9 protein-coding genes are annotated in these 20,572 nt (G+C 30.8%); 2 read left to right on the top strand and 7 right to left on the bottom strand.

The genetic code is table 4. The features are described from left to right. The first annotated feature begins 362 nt into the window (after positions 1–362). Positions 363–1,961 (top strand): CTP synthase, encoded by a 1,599-nt coding sequence (locus tag IM807_RS01265; RefSeq protein WP_196362771.1) that lies wholly within the window; start codon positions 363–365, stop codon positions 1,959–1,961. A gap of 4 nt (positions 1,962–1,965) precedes the next feature. Here the strand turns inward: IM807_RS01265 and pgsA are convergent, their stop codons facing one another. From pgsA to rpsP, 6 genes are read right to left on the bottom strand one after another with little or no spacing between them, the layout of a single operon-like run. Further along, positions 1,966–2,562 (bottom strand): CDP-diacylglycerol--glycerol-3-phosphate 3-phosphatidyltransferase, encoded by a 597-nt coding sequence (pgsA, locus tag IM807_RS04200; protein ID WP_196362770.1) that lies wholly within the window; start codon positions 2,560–2,562, stop codon positions 1,966–1,968. After that, positions 2,547–3,194, bottom strand: a complete 648-nt coding sequence (locus IM807_RS01255; protein WP_196362769.1) for an MHJ_0274 family protein — start codon at positions 3,192–3,194, stop codon at positions 2,547–2,549. The genes pgsA and IM807_RS01255 overlap by 16 nt, the downstream gene beginning before the upstream one ends. 31 nt (positions 3,195–3,225) lie before the next feature. Further along, a complete protein-coding gene (gene topA / locus IM807_RS01250; protein ID WP_196362768.1) occupies positions 3,226–5,112 on the bottom strand; it encodes a type I DNA topoisomerase in 1,887 nt (628 codons plus the stop codon). Positions 5,113–5,124: 12 nt separating this feature from the next. Continuing rightward, positions 5,125–5,493 carry a 50S ribosomal protein L19 gene (gene rplS, locus IM807_RS01245; protein WP_196362767.1) on the bottom strand — a complete coding sequence of 123 codons (369 nt, stop codon included), beginning with the start codon at positions 5,491–5,493 and terminating at the stop codon, positions 5,125–5,127. Continuing rightward, positions 5,483–6,679, bottom strand: a complete 1,197-nt coding sequence (trmD, locus tag IM807_RS04445) for a tRNA (guanosine(37)-N1)-methyltransferase TrmD (RefSeq protein WP_196362766.1) — start codon at positions 6,677–6,679, stop codon at positions 5,483–5,485. The genes rplS and trmD overlap by 11 nt, the downstream gene beginning before the upstream one ends. Positions 6,680–6,698: 19 nt before the next feature. Beyond that, positions 6,699–6,962 carry a 30S ribosomal protein S16 gene (gene rpsP / locus IM807_RS01235; RefSeq protein WP_196362765.1) on the bottom strand — a complete coding sequence of 88 codons (264 nt, stop codon included), beginning with the start codon at positions 6,960–6,962 and terminating at the stop codon, positions 6,699–6,701. Between the two features lie 389 nt (positions 6,963–7,351). Here rpsP and IM807_RS03625 point away from each other — a divergent pair, with 389 nt between their 5' ends. Further along, on the top strand, positions 7,352–8,608 hold the full coding sequence (locus tag IM807_RS03625) for a hypothetical protein (RefSeq protein WP_230861151.1): 1,257 nt from the start codon (positions 7,352–7,354) through the stop codon (positions 8,606–8,608). A gap of 369 nt (positions 8,609–8,977) precedes the next feature. On the opposite strand, the gene IM807_RS01225 is transcribed toward IM807_RS03625, so the two are convergent. Further along, complete coding sequence (locus tag IM807_RS01225) at positions 8,978–20,479, bottom strand: hypothetical protein (protein WP_196362764.1); 11,502 nt, start codon at positions 20,477–20,479, stop codon at positions 8,978–8,980. Positions 20,480–20,572 lie beyond the last annotated feature (93 nt).

Below are 20,572 nucleotides of genomic sequence, written 5' to 3'. Positions count from 1 at the left end.
GAACTAGATTGTTATATTTTTTAAATAAAAGAATTAATTTTTGATAGGAAGCATTTTGCTTTTTTAATTATTTTTATAAATTTTTCTATACTCTTTTGCAAAATGTGAAATTGCCGTTTTAACTCTTCAGATTCAGCAATTTTGATGTATTTAATTTTCTATTTAACAGTGAATTTATATTGTTTCATTTTGACACGCCTTTCTTGATACATATGAATTTTTTATACTAATTTATTTGTACAGGATATAATTTTTGAAATAATTCAACCTAAAAATCTTAAAAATTAATTACAAAAAACCATATTTTTTTGGTGAAAAATTAGGGTTTTTTGCTATAATTTTTGTATTTATTAAAGGAAAAAATGTCGAATTTTATTTTTGTTACTGGTGGTGTCTTATCAGGGATTGGCAAAGGAGTTTCAGTCGCTTCACTTGCCAACTTATTGAAAGCCTGCAATTTTTCTGTTTACATTCTCAAACTTGATCCTTATCTTAATGTTGATCCTGGAGTTTTATCACCTTATGAACATGGTGAGGTTTATGTGACTGCCGATGGTGGCGAAACTGATCTAGATTTAGGGCATTATGAACGTTTTGTGGAACAAAATTTTTCAAAAGATGCTAATTGTACTAGTGGTGAAATTTTACTTTCAATCATTGAAAAGGAACGGAAAGGCTTTTACCAGGGAAAAACCGTTCAAATTATTCCGCATGTTATTGATGAAATTATTGCCCGAATTAAAAAGGTAGCTGGAAAATATCAGAGTGATTTTGTGCTTGTTGAAATTGGTGGCACTGTTGGCGACATGGAATCAAATCCATTTTATTATGCAGCCTCGCAAATGGCTGCTGAGTCCAACTTCAAAAAAGTTTTTTTCATCCACACCACTTTTATCCCCTTTTTGCAAGCTTCTGCTGAATTTAAAAGTAAGCCAGCTCAATTTTCCCTTTCTAGTCTAAATTCTTTTGGAATTCGTGCAAATGCAATTTTTTTGCGCCTTGAAAGCGAGCAAGTTGCTACAAAAATTGCCCAAAAAGTAGCAAAAATTGCCCTTTTACCCTATGAAAATGTGATTATAATTCCGAACTTAACTAGCATTTATCAAGTGCCACTTTTATTGGAAAAATCGCAGATTCTTCAACTAATTTTTACGCATTTTGGAATAAAAAATCGCCAGCCCCAGCTTGAAAAATGGGAGAAATTTACCAATTTGCTAACAACAAATTGAAAGAAAACTTACAAAATTGCAGCACTTGGTAAATATACTCAATTTTTAGATGCCTACAAGTCGATTTCTGAAGCCTTGAAAATTGCTGCTGCATGGCAAAATATTAACTTAGAAATTGAATATATTGAAACGGATAAGTCTGATTTTTGCCCTAAAATCCTTAGTAATTTTGCCGGAATTGTAATTCTACCAGGATTTGGTTTCCGTGGTTTTGAAAACAAAGTAAATTCAGCAATTTATTCTTACCAAAATAATTTGCCAACGCTAGGAATTTGCCTTGGAATGCAAGCAATGACAATTGCACAAGCACGCATGAATGGGATTGTGGACGCAAATTCTGCTGAATTTATTGCTGATGTTCCAAAGCAAACAAGTATTTTTGATTATAATAAAAAAAATGGTTCTAAACTGCAAATCGGTGGCACTTTGCGACTTGGTCAGTATCGCGTAATCTTTGCAAAAAACTCAAAAATTGCAAAGATTTATGGTAAAGATGCTGCATTTGAACGCCATCGTCACCGTTTTGAAGTGGTCAAAAGTTATGCTAAGCTTATTGAAAATTCTGATTTTAGTTTTAGTGGCAAAGATGCTGAAAGCGAATTAATTGAAGTTTGTGAATCAAAAACACATCCTTTTTATGTTGGTGTGCAATTTCATCCTGAATTTTCAACTAGACCGCTTGCTTCACACCCTTTATTTGATAGTTTTTTAACTACAGTAATGAAAAAATAGTTTGTTAAAAAATTAGTTTCAAAGTTGGAATTAAGTAAGTAAGACCGGAAAAAAGTGACAAAATTGCTGCGATGATTACGCTGATATTAAAATAATAATAGTGATCTAAAAAAATTTTTGGATCAATTGAATAGGAAGCAAAAATCAGTGTGATTGCCAAAATTTGGGCAACAGTTTTTGCTTTTCCTCAAAAATTTGCAGCAATTTTAATGTTTCTTTTTGCTAAAAAAATGCGTAAACCATCAACAATGATGTCACGCAAAATAAAAATTGATACTAAAAATCAAGGAGTTAATTTTAAAAAGGCTAAGCAAAAAAAGGTTGTTGTTGTTAGAACTTTATCAGTAATAGGGTCAAAAACTTGGCCAAAATCAGTTACAACTTTTCATTTTCGTGCTAAAAAACCGTCAAGCCAGTCTGTGAGGCTGGCGCAAATGAAAATTGCGAAGGCTGCAAAAAAAAGTGAAAAATTTTGTGAATTTGAATTTGCAAAAAAATAGGTTAAAATGCCAATGACTAAGGCACAAAAAATGCGCGAAAGTGAAAGGAAATTAACAAAAAAGGATTTGAGCTTTACTGCAGAATCTAATTTTTTTTTCATTTTTTTCAAAAAGGAAGTGCAGGAGTTGTAATTGGAATTCGATTGGCTTGAAAATAATCTTCTGATTTTTCAAAAACCTGTTCGATTGTAATAATTCCTTGCTTTAAATCCTGAATTATTGGTCTGTAATATTTAAGAAAGCGAACTTTTTCCTCATTAAAAAGACCAAGAATTGCAAGATCAAAATCCTTAATGTAATCAGCAAAACTTGAAAAATAATCAAGTTGGGAAATGTTGCGTTTTTTTCATAGGTTTGACTTTGATTTTGCTAAAAATTCAAGATTTTCAAAGAAAAGTTGTTCGCTTTCGTAACCTGATTTTAAAATATTAGTAATTACAGGATCTTGCTGAATCTTTTGAAGATGAATTTTGGCAAGATTATTAATATCAGACATTTTCATTTTGTTTGATCCGACAACAAAATTGCTCACTAGATCATCATTTTTTTGGATTATTATTAAAATTCTTGCCAAAAAAATTGCTAAAGTTTTATTAGCTAGCTGCTTTAAATCAGCTTTTTCTTTTTTTAGACGCTTGATTTTTAGGCGATTCGAAATGAAGCCATAACCTAAAAAACCAATAATCAAAAGTGCGAGAATGCCGACAACGACAATTAAATTGATATCAACCATGTTAAAAAATTAATTTTCCAAAAGTGAAATCCTACTTTTTCTTTTGGAAACGACGATTATAACGGAAAACTTGCTTTGCATCCGGATCAGGTTTTAAAAACCGACAAGATGGAAAGCTGTGGCAGCCAATAAATCTCTGACTTGATTTACGATTGTAACGATAAATTAAATTTGAACCACATTCAGGACAAATTTCTCCAGTTGGTTCAACCTCCATCACAACTTTTTCGATTGCTTGAGCCGAATTAATAATTTCTTCAATTTCAACTCAAAATTTATTTAAAAATTCCTTATAATCTTGTTTTCCCTGCGCAATTAAATCAAGTTGCTCTTCAATTTTTGCTGTAAAATCAATATTGATTATTGGTGGCGAAATTTTTTGAAGATTTTCATAGACAATTTTTCCAAAGTCACTTGGAATTAGTGCTTTTGATTCATTTGTGACGTACATATGATCTTTGAGTCTTTTTACAGAAACAGCAAAAGTTGAAGGTCGACCAACTTTGATATCATCAAGTTTTTCAATGAGAGAACCATCATTGAATCTAGCAGGCGGTTTAGTTTGGTGTTTGGAAAAATTCTGCTCTAAAATTGGGAATTTTTGTGGGTTTTTAGGGTTATTCTCCTTAATTACAGGAATATATTTTTCTTCTGGTAATTTGCTGGCACGAAAATAACCATCAAAAAGAACTTTTGAACCACTGAAAACAAATTGGTATTTTTTTTCCAAAGTTTGAAAAGTGAAACGATAATTTTCACGAATTGGTACTTCCATCAAGGCTTCTAAAGTGGTCTGATAAATTAATTCATAAACTTGGTAGTCAATGCTAGTAAGTTGGTATTTTTCCTTGGCTAATTTAGGTGTAAGTTCCAAATTGGTTGGCCGAACAGCTTCATGGGCATCTTGCTCACCAGCAAAACCTTTAATTGTTTTAGCAAAATAATCATTACCGAAATTATCGATCACAAATTTTTTCCCAAGATCAATAAAGTGAGCGCTAAGCCTTGTTGAATCACTTCGAGGATAAGAAATTAAACCAAATTCACCGAATCCTTCGTAAAGTCGTTGCAACGATGTTGACACAGAAGAAGCTGAATATTGAGACATTTTTTTAAAAATAGTTGCTTGTTTTAGCGGGCTAATTTTCGGATCTTTACGCTTAGATTTATTAATTTCAACTAATTTAACAAAAGGATTCTTTTCAAGTTCAGCTTTAATTTGGGTTAATTCTTCATTTGAAACAATTCAATTTACTTTTTTTGCTTCCAAATTAGGATTATGATAAGTAATTTCAAATTGTTGAGAAGCATCATCAGCAATTTTAAGAGTTAAATTATGATAAATTTCCGGGATAAAGGCGGCAATTTCAGCTTCACGATCAACAACTAACTTTAGACCAACAGATTGCACACGTCCTGCGGCAGGAATTTTTGGCGCATTTTTAATTTTTGTTTTTAACAAATTTGAAAGACGAAAACCAATAATTCGGTCCAACATACGACGTGTTTGTTGTGAATTTACCAAATCTTGATTGATTAAAAGTGGATTTTCAAGCGCTTGTAAAATTGCTGATTTGGTAATTTCGTTATATTTAATACGCTGATATTTATCACTAATTTTTAAATAATCAATAAGTGAAGCACCAATCGCTTCACCTTCGCGATCAGCATCAGTTGCAATTATCACAGTTGATGCTAATTTTGCAGCCTTTTTTAGGTCAGCAACCACAGTTTTTTTACCCTTATCCAAAACATAGGTAGGCGTTCAGGTTTTAATATCAATTCCTAATCCGTATGTTCCACTAGTTGCCAAATTCGCAATATGACCAACGCAGGCAGTAACCTTATAAGATGAATCCAAATAGGAAGAAATTGTATTTATTTTATTTGGCGATTCAACAATAACGAGCTTTTCCACAACGAACCTCAATTAGTTCAAATTTTTTAATTCTTTGCGTCTAATTTCTTTAAGACGAGCTGATTTTCCAGAACGTTCTTTCATATAATATAATTTCGCACGGCGAACTTTGTTAGCACGAACAACTTCAATTTTGTCAACAAGTGGTGAATAAGTCAAAAAGGTTCGCTCAACTCCAACACCATGGGAAATTTTCCGGACAACAAAACTAGAAGAAAGGCCATTTTTCTTCAATTTTATTACAAGTCCCTCAAAAATCTGAATTCTTGATTTGTTTCCCTCCTGAATTTTCACGTGAACACGAACATTGTCACCAGGGAAAAACTGTTGAAGTTGGCTAATTTGGCTAGATTCAACAGTTTGCATTAATTTATTTTGCATATTTTGATCCTCTCTTGAATGGTTGTAAATGTCTAAAATCCTTAGTTTTCTTGTCCTTTTTGAATGACTGATAGGACTTAAAATCTCCAGCATCTTGATACTTTTTAAAAGTACTTTTAGGTTGGAAGGTTCTGAAATTATCATAATTACGGGTGCTTTGAATATTTTGTGCACCATATTTTTTATTTGAATTTGACCAATCCTGACTGTTTTCGCCTTCTCTATAATACCTAGGAAAAATACCAGGTCTAAAGTCTCTTTTTGGAAAGGGCCTCTTGAAATTAGTAGTTTGCCACGAATTTCTAAAATTATTGTTCTTCTGCAAATTTTCTAGGTTATTAGTAGAAGAAAAATTTTCCGAATTTCTACTTTCTTGAGAATTTCCTAGACCATTTTTATAAGCTCATCTAATCTTAAATTTGTTTGAATAAAAGCGTTTTTTAAAACTGTCAGCGCTGCTAGTAAATTTTTGTTTGTTTTTCAAATCTTTTTGACTACTTTTCTGGTAATTTTCCTGGGTTTTCAAGTATTTTTGCCATAAATCAGGTCTTTTTTCTTTAGTTATTTTTTTTCTTTGCTCATATCGCCACTTTTCAATTTCTTGATGATTTCCAGAAATTAAAACTTCAGGAACACTTAAACCACGAAATGTTGACGGGCGAGAATACTGTGGATAATCAAGCAAATTTTCATCAAAAGTTTCACTTTGCAATGATTCTGGATTAATAACATCAGGCTTAAGACGAATAATCGCGTCCATTACCGCCATCGCAGGAATTTCTCCACCAGTAAGAACAAAGTCGCCAAGTGAAATTTCAAGGTCAATAAAATTGTCAATAATTCGCTGGTCAAAACCTTCATAATGGCCACACAACAATGTGATTTCAGGCTCATTTACTAATTTTTTGGCAATTTTATGATTAAATTTTTTGCCTTGAGGAGTAAGGGCAATTCTTAAACCAGTAGTTTTTTCAAGCGCTGCAACAACTGGTTGAACCTGCAAAAGCATCCCAGGACCACCACCATAAACATAATCATCGACTTTTTGGTGCCTATATTCACTAAAGTCACGAAAATTGACCACATTAATTTCAATTTTTCCACTTTCGATTGCTTTAGCAACAATTGATTCAGCGCAAAAAGTTTCAAAATAACGCGGGAAAAGTGTTAAAACATTAATTTTCATTTTCTAGTTTTGAAAGAGCTTATTCACCAATTCTTTGCTTCAAAAAGGTTGCAATAATGCCTTTTTTTGTAAAAATTGTGCGAACTGTGTCTGTTGTTTGCGCTCCCAAATGCAATCAGCGAAAAGTTTTTTCGAGATTAACAACTGCAATCTTTTTCTGGGGATTATAATGCCCAAGTGCTTCAATGAATTTTCCATCGCGTGGCGCTCGAGCATCAGCAACAACAATTTTAAAGAACGGATTAAACTTTGAACCCATTCGTTTAAGTCGAATTCGTACCATACTTTTCCCTCCATTTTATTTTTTGTTGATAGAATTTTAGCACAAAAATTTTAAAAAACAAATATTTTTCTAAAAAGAAATTTTTAAAACTTTTCTTGAGAAAGTTTACAAAACCAAATTTTGGTTTTGACATTAAGTAAATTGAAAATTTCTATGAAAAAATCACTGACTTCACAATTGAATGTTGTAAATTGGTATCTTGACATTTTTTAGTAAATTATTTAAGTTGCAAAAAATGGAAAAGCAATGTTGATAAGCGTTTTAAAGTTTTTGTGATATAATTATATTTCATTTAAATAAATAAAAAATTTTATTGATTCTTTAAGTTTGAAATTGTTTTGTTTTTTAGATGTTTTAATTCCTTATTGACAAAAAGGTGAAAGTAAGCTATGCGAAGATCAGTAAAATTAATAGTGGGTTTGGTTCCAGTTATTGCAGGTTCTGCAGGAACTGTAGTTTATTTAACTTCAAAAAATTCAATTTCTAATTTGAGTGAAGTTGATGTGAGTCGTCAAAAAATAGTAGTTGAAACAAGAGTTTCACCCATTTCAAGTTCTCAAGATAGTCAATACAATCAAAATAGTGAAAAATTAGAAAATAAAAAACCAAATGTGCAAAATACTCAAAAACATCTAGTTGATAGTAATTTAAACAATAATTTGGAAAAAACTTCTAAAAAAATAGATTCAAGCAATATTTTGCTTTCAAAAAACATTAAAAGTATTTCCTCAAAAACAGCTTCAAAAACAGAGAGTAAAATTTTATTAGATTCTTCTTCTAATAATTTTAAATCCTCACAGTCAAAAAAAGATAATAACAATGTTCAGGAAAAATTAGTAAAAAAATATGAACAAAATAAAAACACAATTTCAGTGATAGCTCCTGAAAAATCTGAAAGTTCAGATTCTACTCCTAAAAAATCAGAAATTATTCAAAAAGTAGTTTTAATTAACAAACCAATTGAAAAAAAATCAAAAAAAGACAAGTCTAACAAACCAGATTCTGTTATTTCAACTATTGTTTCCAATTCAAAAGCAACTCCTAAAAATAGTAAACCCCAAACAATCCCTGAGGTTGCTAAAATACAAGAAATCCCTGAGGTTATTATTCAAAATCAACCAAAACCTGAAGAAAAAATGATTGAAAATAATCAAGAAATTGAAAATCCTATTGATTTTACAAAGGTTTCTGGGTCAGAAACTAGTCAACAAACAGTTGAAAGAATCGTTAAAGGTTTGGAGCAAGATTTAAAAATTCTAATAAAAAATCCAGTCGGAAAAGACTTAGAAAAGTGAAAAGCAGCAAAAAAAAGACTTTATGAATACCGTTTTACTTCTAATAACCAAATGGCAATGTTTAAAGAAAAGTTCCCGAAAAATCCTATCACTGAAAAACAAGCAGGTTATTTATATGACTTTTGGGAAAATAATTATGCCCATTTTTATCCTTCAATGGCAAGATCATCCACAAGTCGAAAAAACTGGCGAAATGAGTTACAAAAAATTTTAAATATTGTTAAAGACCCAGAAGTTGGTGCTTTTAATAGAGTATCAGGTGGTCATGTTTTTATTTTCGACCCTAAAACAAACAATAATCAGTGGTTAGACCCACAAGTTCAAAATTCACCTACACTTAAGAAAAAATAAGGTATTTTTTTAAGTAAATTAGTAAAAAAATTCAAGCAATTAATTTTTTCTATGATTTTAAGACAAACTCTTTTTTTAATTTTTTCTAACATGTTCATTTTTAAAAAATTTTGAAGAACTAGATTTGTATTTTTAAATAAAAGAATTAATTTTTGATAGGAAGTATTTTGCTTTTTTAATTGTTTTTATAAATTTTTCTATACTCATTTGCAAAATGCGAAATTGCCATTTGATCTCTTCAGATCCTAACGTTTTGATATATTTGAATTTAAATTTCAACTGTGAAGTTATTATGTTTTATTTTGACACACATTTATTGATGTGTCTAAGTTTTCTATACTAATTTATAAGTTTTTGTTATATTTCTTATTAATCAGGCAACTGCGGCGGTTCTGAAGCTGCATATTCAAGATAATAATTAATTGGATCATACAAAATCGGTAAACTTGAATTTTTTGATACTATCATTACAGGTCAAGATGATTTCCCACTTTTATATGAATATTGACTAGTTTTTGCATGTTGTAATCATCAATCCCAATTTACATCGGCTGAACCAATACTTGGTTGCGCTTGTTTGTTTTCTTTTTCTTTAATGTAAATTAGTTTAAAACCAGGGGAATTGTAGTATGTTCCGCCTGCCCCTCCGATTCCAACTTGAGTGAGTCAGGTATTGTTGCGCTCTATTTTTGGTAATGCTCTATTTTGGTAAAAAATATAATTTAAAGCATCATCATGAGTTGTTCACTCAGGTGATTTAGCAGCTCAAAATATTTTGCTAACATCTTTTTCAAACTTAGTTATCCGTGGGATTAAGTTTACAGAATGTTCATATTTACCTAGCAAAGATTCATTATGTCTATTAATGTTGTTAACTATTGATTCTGTTTTGTGAGGAATGTTGCTTTTAGAATAAGGCATAATAAATCCTGGTATTCCATAGGACGACTTAAAAGCAACAGCATAAGTTGAATTAACTGAGTCTTTTGAATTTGTTTTAAATTGCAAAGAAATTGGTAAAGACACAATTTGCCCTGCAGGGTACCAAAGTTTTTTACCATTCTTAAATTCATCAGGAATCTGAAAATTTTCAGTATCAGAATTAATTCTTCAATAAAGAGTCACATATTTAATTTTATTAGGCAGATCTAGTTTTGTTTGGATTGCAACTGGATCACCAGGGATTCGTAGGATTCGTGGACTTGAAGATCAACTAGGAGAATCAAACATTGTTCTATCAGGAGTAATTAAAGCATTATCACTGTTGATATTATCACTTCCATCATTATTTATAACTTTTAGTCAATCTTGTTCATTATAAGGTGTTAAGTGTGGAAAAGAACCAAAAGCATTATAATGTCTTCCTGTTGGTTGAATTAAGTCTTGTGGATCATAAACTGCATAAGTGAATCCCATTAGACCAATATTCATATAATCCACATGCATTGGAGTAACAATAGCAATTTGTGTTGTAAGTTTAAATGAAATTGACTGTTGTAGTGAAGAGTTACTATTTCAACTAATTGAACTTTGAGTTGGGTCCTGTTGGTAGTTATTTGTGTTTTTAATAGTAATTTCAACTCAAGCTCCAATTACAGACTTAAGGGATTTAGGTTGTAATTTTAAACTAGCAGTGAGTGTATTTGGATCTCACTTTAGGTCTGAAAGGGTGAGATTTGAATTAAATTGACCTTCTTGTTTTTCACTATATTCTGTAACTGAAATTAATTCTTTTTCTTCTTTTTGTGCTTGTGATGAACTACTATTATACGGAATCAACTTTAATTTTAAATTTTGTTTAAGTCACTCAGTATTAATTGCCGTTGCTGCTTCCTTGTTAAATTTAATGTAAATTTGTTCACCTTCATAATAATCATATCTGATTGGATGTGACCATCCACTTTCAAGTTTTACTGGAATGTTCAAAGGAGCAAAATAGATTTTATCAGGACTACTACTTTTTTTAATAGGTAATCCTTCAACATCTTTAAGAAATTTAAGTAATTCTTCAGTTGGTTTAAGACCACTTATTTTATGATTGTCTTTAACTGCACCATCAAGAGGCTCAGCACTAGTTACTTCATAAATAGCACCCGGATCAAGATTTGAAATATTAAAAGTTAATTTTTTGGTTTTTGTATTTATTAAAACAGGAAGTGAAGTATTTTCAATACTTTCAGCAAAAACAGTTGGAAAAATCTTTTTATATTTTAGTACAAAAGGAACATCAGCAATTGATTGGGCTTGCTTTTCATCTTTTAATTCAATTTCAATATTTACACTTGTTGTTGAAATTGGTGTTAATGTTACGGGGTTACCAGAAGTAGCAAGATTTAATTTTTTTGCTGTTGTCCGAAACTTACGCAAAGATTGTTTTGCCCCTGATTGAATTTCTGGGGCAAATGCTACTGTAAGATCTTCTGAAGGCGAGTTAACACTTTGTGTTGTCCCTTTGCTAATTTTCAAAGTTAAATCTTTGTATTCAGTGTATTGCTCAAGACTATTAAATTTAAATTCAAGGCAATTGTCAGATGGGCCTTGACAAGAATTTGATTCTTTTTGACCTTCCTTGTTGCTAGAACTAGAACTAGAACTAGAAAGTTTAGGTGTTAAACCTGCATCATTCAGGTCTTTTGTCCATCCTTCTAGTTTGATTGTTGCTGAATCATCTTCAATATTTTTTGCTTCAATATTACTAATAAGTGGCTGTGTAATAAAATCAAGGGTGACAGTTGCACTAGCAGCAGCAGCACGTTTTTTGCGGAGTTTAGCAGCAGTTTTCCATCCAGAAGTCAGATTAGGATTTTTTACTTTTGATTTTTCATCAATTTTTAGATCAACAGTTTTGGAAGTCAGCGCTTTAATTGTGTATTTTCGCCCTGGTTCAAGAACATTTCTAAAATTGAAACTAGCTTCGAGTTTATCTTGTTGTTGTTGTTGGATAGTCGCTGTTGCTCCAATTGATTGGGAATTATCAGATTTTTGCAAATACAAAGTAACATCATCATCTTTTAGGAAAGCATCATCTTTGTCAAATACTAATTTAATTTCAGCAGAATCAGTTGTCACATTGGATATTTGCGTTTCAACTAATTTTGCATTTTCAGCTTTTGAATAAAATTTTCGTTGAAGTGCATTTTCATTTTTAATTGGGGTGTCAAATTCGATTTTTTGTTGCGACTGTTTGTTTTTAATTTCTTCAATTATATATTGCTTTGCTTTTTTAAGATCTTTATTTACTGAAAATTTAACAGTTGAAACGCCTTGTGAAGCTGCTGTTAGTTGGGCTTCAGCTTTTACATTTTTTGAACTACTCCAGCTTGAAGGTATATATTTGTTTCCAAAAGTTTCATTAAGTTTAGCTTTTAGCTCTATTTGCTGATTATTTAGTTCACCATTATTATTGTAAAATTCAACAGTAACATCGGTTTGACCTTCTGAAACTGCTTCATACTGAATTGCTTTGACAGCATTTGCTGTTTTTAATTCAATAGTACTTTTATTTGTTGGTGGTGTGACTGTTAATCTTTGTGGCAAACGCACAGCAAAATTATTTTGAACACCTTCTTTAAGTGTAAAAATATAATCTTTAATTGTATATTTATCTCCAGGGATTAAACCTTTGGCTTCAAGGACGATTTCAGCTTGTTGTGTTCCTGAAGCTCCTGAAGCTCCTGAAGCTCCTGAAGCTCCTGAAGTAGTTATATCCTTTTTCTCAGTATAAAATAATTTTTTCTCTACTGATTCAAGTTCTAATTGGATATTGTATTTATCTTTTAGGAAATTTAGATCACCAGGATCAAGACTAATTTTAAAGTAACCAGAAGTTAATTCAGGGGTGTTTTTTGTTTGTCCATTAACATTAATATTTGCACTAGCAGTTGTTGAAGTTGTTGCGGTTGTAATTTTTGTGGTTTCAATTGTTGTATTTACAATTGTTTGCCATTTTTCTGATTCAGTAGTTGTTGTTTTTTTGTCACTTGGTTCAATTTTTTCCTTATCAAGATAAAGACTTAAAGGGGTTGCAGACCCACCATTTTTTGGGGTTAAACTAATTTCATCAATTAAATATCAAGAACCTTTTTCAAGATCTGTAAGATCAAATTCTAAACGTGTTATTCCGTAGTTTTCTTCATTTGAACGTAAGTTAGCTTGCTGATTTTGCTCCACTTTTACTGTAACTGTGTCTGCTTCTTTTTGATTAGCTGCTTCACTTTTTTTATCATCCGGATCTCGTCATCCGTAACTATTTGAATTATTATCCAATTTTTTATATTTAATAGTTGCCTTGTGATTAGAAAAATCTAATTTTTGAGAATTTTCAACAGTAAGAATTAATTTAATTGATGTTTCCGAAGGAATATAGGTCATCTTGGTTATTAATGGTGCTGTATTAAAACTAAATGAAGGTGCTGGTGATGCAGCTTGAGCAGCAACTGTTACTGGAACTGCCGCACTTGGATCAGGAACAATAATTTTAACTTGTTGTTTTTCGTCTTCAAGACCAATTATTGTGTGTTTTGCACCTGCATCCAAATTATCAAGTTCAAATTCATAATAATAAGTTGCTCCATTAGGTTGGACGTTGTTTCAATTAGTTTGGGGAGATGTAGTGTCACTAGCTACTAATTTAGCATCAACTGCAGTGTCTGTTTCCTTTGAAATCCCTTGTTTTGAAGATTTATATTTTAATTTTAATTTAGTTTGTTTTTCTTGTAAAGGTTTATCATCTTTGGCAAAGAAAACTTTAACTTTGGCTTTTGACCAAGGTTTTGGTGTTGTTGTTGTTGAATTATCTAACTGATAAGTGATCCCCAAAGCTTTTGCAGTTTCAAAGGTGGTTTGGAATTTTTTAATTTCTTCAGCTGTTGCAGAATTAGAACTGCTTTGCGCTTCTTTGATTTTTTCATCATCAAAACTAATATCTTGTTCAGTTTGAAACTGGGTTGCATCTGGATTAGTTCCTGGACTTTTAGTGTCTTGACCAAAAACTAATTTTGAAATAGTATATTCAGTATTTTTTGATAAACTATCTAATTTAAATACAACTTTTGATGTTTTTCCGTTTTCATCAGCAATAATTGTTTCTTCTTTTTCTATATTAGAACTTGTTGAATGAGTAAATGTTCCTTTTACTTTTTTACCAACAAATGAACCATTTGGATCATCAATTACTAATTCAATGACAGCGGATGTTTCTGCAATGTGTTTTTTTCTAATTGCAACTATTTTAGTATTTGTATAAAAACTTCTTTTGGCAATAGTAACTGATTCATCAATTTTAACTGGCGGAAGGTCAAGATTTTTGAATAAAGGTGTTTGTGATTTTTCATCAGCAAATTCAAGTGAGTCAACAACATATTTACCTGGTTCACTAATGTTGTTTATTGTTACTTCAACACTAGGTTCTTGTTGTCCAGTTTGTAAAGTTGAATTAAAATTATTTTTATCAAGTTCGACAGTTTGTCCCAAACCTTTGGGATTGACATAATTAACTTTTAGTTTATTATATTTTTCTAAGAAGGCTTTGTACTTTTCATCAAATTTAATTGTTAATTTTGCCTGGTTCTGACTAAAATCTGGTTTGATTTCAACAGATTTTACTTCAACTTTTGCAGGGTATGTTAAAAATGCCCTTTTTTCATTGGCTTCAGTAGAATATTTAAATAGACCCTCATTTTCTGAGTTTGAAAAATCTGGTTTACTAAAGACTTGATCCACATTATTATTTGCATCATAGGCAATTTTAGTTATATAATACTGGGCAAAAGGTTCAAGATCAGTCAGCGTGAATTTAAATGTTGTGTTTTGGTTTAGATCATCTTCAGGAGAGGTTTTGTCAGAACCAAGGGCTTGCGCTGAAGTTGAAGGCCCTGTTAGCACAGCCTCAACTTCTTGAATAGTTTCTTTTGCATCTTTACCATCGGCTACTTTTTTATATTTAATTTTTGCCTTAATGGTTTTTTTGTTTTTAAAAACTTCACCAACGTCTTTTAAGGTTAAAAGAAAATCGTAATTTTCGGGGTTTTTTTCATTTCTAAACTGTAGAATTGAATTAACAATTGGCAAAGTAGCAAATTTTTTGTTTTCTTCATGAACTTTTGCTTCATCAAAATAAAAGTTAATTGGTGACACTGGTTGTGTTGCTTGTCTTCGACGTCGAGCTGAAGCAGCTGCTTCATTTTTAATTTTGATAATTTGATAGCCGCTTCCGCCTTCAAGGCTTGTTAAACTAGCGCTAAATTTGATTTCAGTGTCAGATATAGAAACAAAACTTAAATTTTTTTCAAATTCTTTGTGATCACCAATTTTATAATAAACTAATTTTAATTTATCTTTAAAATCATTGTGACCTAAATATTTGTCTTTTGGATCAAAAATAACATCAATGCTTGCTGAATTATCTTTTTTATCATGCTTTTCAATCCTGATGATCTTAGCTGAATCGGGTTTGATAATAAAACTTTGACCAAATTCTTTCTCCCCATTTCCGTCAATAGATCCTTCAATTTTGGTGTTTGTTGACAAATCTTGAAGTTTAACCGCAAAGTCAAAATCAGTTTTTTGGGTGCTTTCCTTAACAGTTTGATCATTTTCGCTTGACCAGGTAACGGTTTCTAACTCATAAGTAGCATTTTTTTCAAGATTTTCTAATTCAAAACTAATTTTTGAATTTTTTGCAGTTGCTTCTTTTTCAACAATTTCAGCAGTGGTTTCACCATTTCCACTAGTTATTTTTTTAAGTTTTATTTTAACACTACGGTTTTCAAACCCGCCCTGATTATCTTTTCGTCCGGCAAGTGGATCCTTGATAGTGAAATTAGCCACATATTTGGTTTCAGTCACCTTATTAATTGAATAGGAAATTATTTCTGGTTTGGTTGCAAAATAGAGTTTATTAATAACTTCTGGCACACTTGTTTGCTGATTATTACTTGTTTGTGATTGATCAGCAAATTTAAAAGTTTTTAGTCTTTTAGGTGCATTTTCGACCTGAGAAGTTATATCTTCAACCTTTGTAAGCATATATAAACTTCCTGGAGTTAGCGCTTGATTGCTGATATCTAAAGTCAATTGTGGCTGCGCTGAAGTTAATTGCGTATTTCTTCTTGATCTTGAAGGTGAAAACTCTTTTTGAGCAGTGATAATTTGACCTGTTTGTGAATTTTGGAAATAAAATTTTAACTGTCTTTTAATTTGTGTGTTTGTTTGACTTGTTAAAAAAGTTTCTGAAGGATCAAATTTAATTGTAACATTTGCGCTATTATTATCAGATTTATAGGAGACATCAACAATTGTCGCAGATTCTGCATCAAGAGTAAATTCCTTTTGAATCAAGTTTGTTTGTGGTTGTTGTTCAAATCCTGCAACTTCATTTTCATTCTGAGTCTGAACTTTTTGAGTTTGACTTATTACTTTCATTTCCTTGATTTCATAATTTCCTGCTTTTTGTAGTCCATTTATTTCAAAAATGGCAATCCCATTAGCAATTTGTGCCTCATAAAAAGTGTTTTGGTTTTGACCAGATGAACTATTTTTTTGTTCAAGCTTAATTTTCAAATACTTATTGTTTCAATTTGCAGCTTTATCATTTATTTTTACAACAATTCTTGCTGAAGTTTCAGAAGTTGAAGTTGTTTTGATTGCTTGAAGATTTGGCGTTGGTGAGAAAAATTGTTTTTCAAAACCAGCTTCAGTTTTTGGTGATTTGTCAAAAATAAATGTAAATTTATCCTTAACAAGACCTAGATTATTTCTAATATTTGTTGTTTTGCCTTTTAAAACCAAGGATTCAATTATATATTTGTCGCCTGGATTTAGACCATCTAACTGAAAACTTACAGTTTTCGATTCTGCATCAATTGTTGCTTCACTTGTATTAAACAAGCTTTCATTTGATAAATTTTTATAATTTAAAGTTATTTCTTTTGAGGTTAAATAATTGTCAATTTTATCAAAAGTTAATTTTAAAGTTAAACTTGAAGTTTGAATACTTTCAATATCGATTTTTGTTATTTTTCCAGTTTGTGCTGTTGTAACAAAAGATTTTGCCTGTTCTAAAGTCGTTGCTGAAGTTTCAAGGACATCAATTTCCTCTTCAGTTTCTTGAATTTGACTTTGAACATTGACAAAAACCGGATCAAGACTTCTTTTGAAACGAGTTGAAAAAATTATTGGCAAAAGATTATTGTGTGTTGCAGGATTTTTTTCAAATTTAACTGTTTTAATTTTGTATTTTCGGGCCTTGGCTAAATTTGTAAATGTAAACTCATAAATTCCGTTCAAACTTACTTGCTCAAGTTTAGTGATTTCCTGTATTGTTTCAGTTTGTTGATTTTTTTGTTCACTATCAGGTTGTTTTTCAATTTCAACAGTAACCTTTTTACCAACAGTGTATCTTCCTTGATCTTTTAGCACCAACTTTACTTTCGCTACTGTTTCCACTGAGGTGTCAATTTCGATATTTTTAACAACAGGTGAAGTTGCAATTATTTGGTCTTTGTAAAAATCAAGTTCATCAAGATAAATATCAACTTTTTGTTTTAAACCGTTAGTTTCAGTATCAAGAACATGTTCAAAACCAAGAATAACATATTGCTGTCCATTTTCAAGTTGTGTTAGTTCAAATTCAACTTTTTGAGTTTCAACATTCTTTGTTGCTTGAACTACCTCTTCGCGAATAACATCATCGCCATTGTATTTTTTATAGCGAACTTTTAATTTATGTTTGTTTAAGAAATCATCAAGTTTTTCACTATTAGTTTTGTTGTTAATTTTGAATTCTTTTTCAAAATTAACTGCGAATTTTGCTGTGTTTTTTGTTCTTTCTAGTAATTTTAGAGCAGTAACATTTGCTGTTTTTGGAACAGTTTCAAATTGTTTTTTGTCTTCTTGATCAAGCAATTTATCCTTGAAAGGAATAGTTATTTTTTGATTCTGAACATTTTGGAAATTAGTTGAATTTAGATCACGACGTGTTCGTGATCTAAATTGAGTTGTCGCCACAGGTTGTTGATTTTTATCAATGATTTCCAAGGATTTTTCATCAATTTGGTAAATTCCTTGTTTGTATAAGTTTGTGATATCAAAGCGGATTCGTGATCCAACAACAGGAGCTTCAATTGTTCCTTGCTTTTCCTGAGCACTTTGTGCTTCATTATCAGAATTATTTTTCTTAATTAATTTATAAGTTAATCTTGCAGTTTTGCCATTGTATTCACCTTTTGCATCAGCAAGAATAAAAGTTGCAATCACTCTTTGCTCATAGGAATTATCGTAACCTAGTTCAATAATTGCGCTTGTGGTGTAAAAGTGCGCTTGTTTTTCATCAAATTTATTTGAAGGATCGCCTGGATCGCCAAATAAAATATTTCTTTCTGAAGTAATTTTTTCAGTTTCATTTGGGTCATTTGAATCAAATTGTTGCTGAATTACCACAGAATTTATGTTGTATTTAGAACCAATTTCAAGATTATCAATTGAAAAAGTTAATGAATTATCTGATTGACCTGATTGACCTGATTGACCTGATTGACCTGATTGACCTGATTGACCTGATTGACCTGATTGACCTGATTGACCTGATTGACTTGTTTTATCAGTTGAAACTGATAAAAGTTTGGAAGTTCCTGCAAGAGTGTAATATAAAACAACTTTGTTATTACCGATTTTGTTGTATGTTTGCGGACTAAAAGTAACTTTAATTTGTGCTTTTGTTTGTTCTTCTTTAATATTTTCAATTTTATTTAACACTAAAGGCGCGTGCACACCAAAGATTTTTTGCGCTTGTGTAATTGATTTTGAGACTTTTAGAATATCAGAATCACCTTTTGATGATGCATAATCATCAATTTCGATTGATTTGATTAGGTAATCTTGACCTTTTTGGAGGTTGCTTACTTCAAGATTGGCAATAATTGAATTATTTTGGATTTCAGCATCAACTGTTTTTGTTTGCCCGCCTGGTTTTAATTCAAGATAAGTAATTTTTGCTTTTTTTAGAGTTTTATTGATGTTTTTAATTGCAATGTTTAAATTAATTGAAGTATCTGATTTTTGGGTGTAATTAATTGATGAAACAGCTGGCAAAGTTGTTCAATTAAGTTTATTGGCGCTGATGTTAGGTCCAAAATTCAAGTATAATTTATTCACATATTCTGCTTTGGAATCAGCAATTCCAATTGAATTAATTACATAATTAGTACCTGCTTCCAGGTTAATTAAGTCTCAAGTTAGTACTAATTTGTTATCATTGATTTTAAAGGCTTGGGCCTGTGATTTAATTAGGTTGCTTGAACCAGCAACTTTAAAATATAATGTAGCGATTTTGTCTTTAATAAAATCATCAACTGAATCTAACATGATGCTTACACGGGCAAAATTTTCTGCAACTTTGTCAATGTTAATTGACTCAATTTGGGCACTTGTTGCTTGTGTAAAGAATTTTTTTTGCTTTTCATCAAAGTTTTTCGAAAAGAAAATTTGGTTTGTGCTTTTGCTGCCATCTTCAGAAAAATTAGTAATATTACTTAATAATTCCAATGATGAAATTGTAAAATGGGTTTCTTTTGGCAAATTAGTCGCTGTTGATAAAAGCTTATTTCCAACAACAAGTCCAGTAGTTGAAAATAATTTTGAAGGTGCATTATCGGCAAAAAAGTTAATTTTTACATTTTGACCATTTAGCATCAATGATTGGTCGTTGAACTTAATATCAAAATTTGAAGAATTATTCCCATCAACAATTGTTTTAATTCGGGCAATTTCTGGTGCAGAAATAAAGGAAAGGTCACCATTAACACGAATTGATAGTGAACCAGTATTGTCCCAAATTCTTGAAATTCAGAATTTAGCACCTCCAGGAATTTGCTTTAAGTCAAGATTTGCGTAAACTTTTTGGTTTTCAATAATCAAAGAAATATTATTTGCAACTGCAAATTGGTACTCATTGGCCTCATTTTTTCAATAATATTCAAGATTAATTTTTGCTTTTGGGTCTAATTTAGTTTCATTATTTTTAAAAGCAAGGGAAATTTCAACTAAAGCAGAATTTAAACCATAGGATTTTTGGTTTAAATTAATAATTTTGCCATCAATTGGACTTGGGGAAAAATATCTGTTTGCTAAAGGTGAAATTTCTAAATCAAAAGTTGAATTAGGATCATCAAAATAATATTTTGTGTTAACAATCTCGTATTTTTTTGATTTTTCCAAGTTTTTTAACACAAAACTTGCAGTTTTGCCTTCAAGATTATCGACTAAGTTTCCATTCGCGCTATGAATTTTGTCAGACCCAACTTCTTTATAATAAAGAATTAAATTAGCGCCTTGCAACAATGATTGTGAATCAAATAAATCAAGGTTGACAATTGTGTTATTGCCTTGATCGAAATGGCTGAACTTTTCTACTCTATTTTTAGTTGAGAAAAAATTAGCAGTTTTTGAAAAACTAAAATAATAACGAGGGTTGTTTGCTGCCACTAATTGCAATTTATAAATTGAACCACCAAGCAAATTGTCAGAATAAGTGCTGAAACTGTCAGTTTTAGGATTATATTTTACCTTGGTTTTAATTTGAGCACGTGATTCTTGATTAATATAAATAAGCTCAAGATCAGCATTTTTAACTCAATTTGTGTCTTTTTTATTTTTACCTTGCAATTTAAAGCTAAAATCACCAGAATTTGCAGTAACATTTTCAGCAATAAAATCCTGAACATAAATTGTTTTTGGAGTAATAATTTTTGCAAGATAAGGCGACAAAGAAACCACGGCTCCAGTCACAAAACCACTGCTGGCAAGTAATTTACGAGTTAAATGGACATTTATTTTCTTTTCACTTTGTTGATTGGTTTTAAGTTCTTTTTTCATATTTTACCTCGCTATCAAAGCTTTTTTTACTAATTAAAAATAAAAACATAACTAGAAAACTAATTCTAGTTATTAATGACAAAAGATAAGTTT

Origin of the sequence: Mycoplasma sp. 'Moose RK' (genome assembly GCF_015708155.1) — a bacterium.
Lineage (GTDB): Bacteria > Bacillota_I > Bacilli_A > Mycoplasmatales > Metamycoplasmataceae > Mesomycoplasma.
This window is presented reverse-complemented; position numbering and strand designations above follow the sequence as displayed.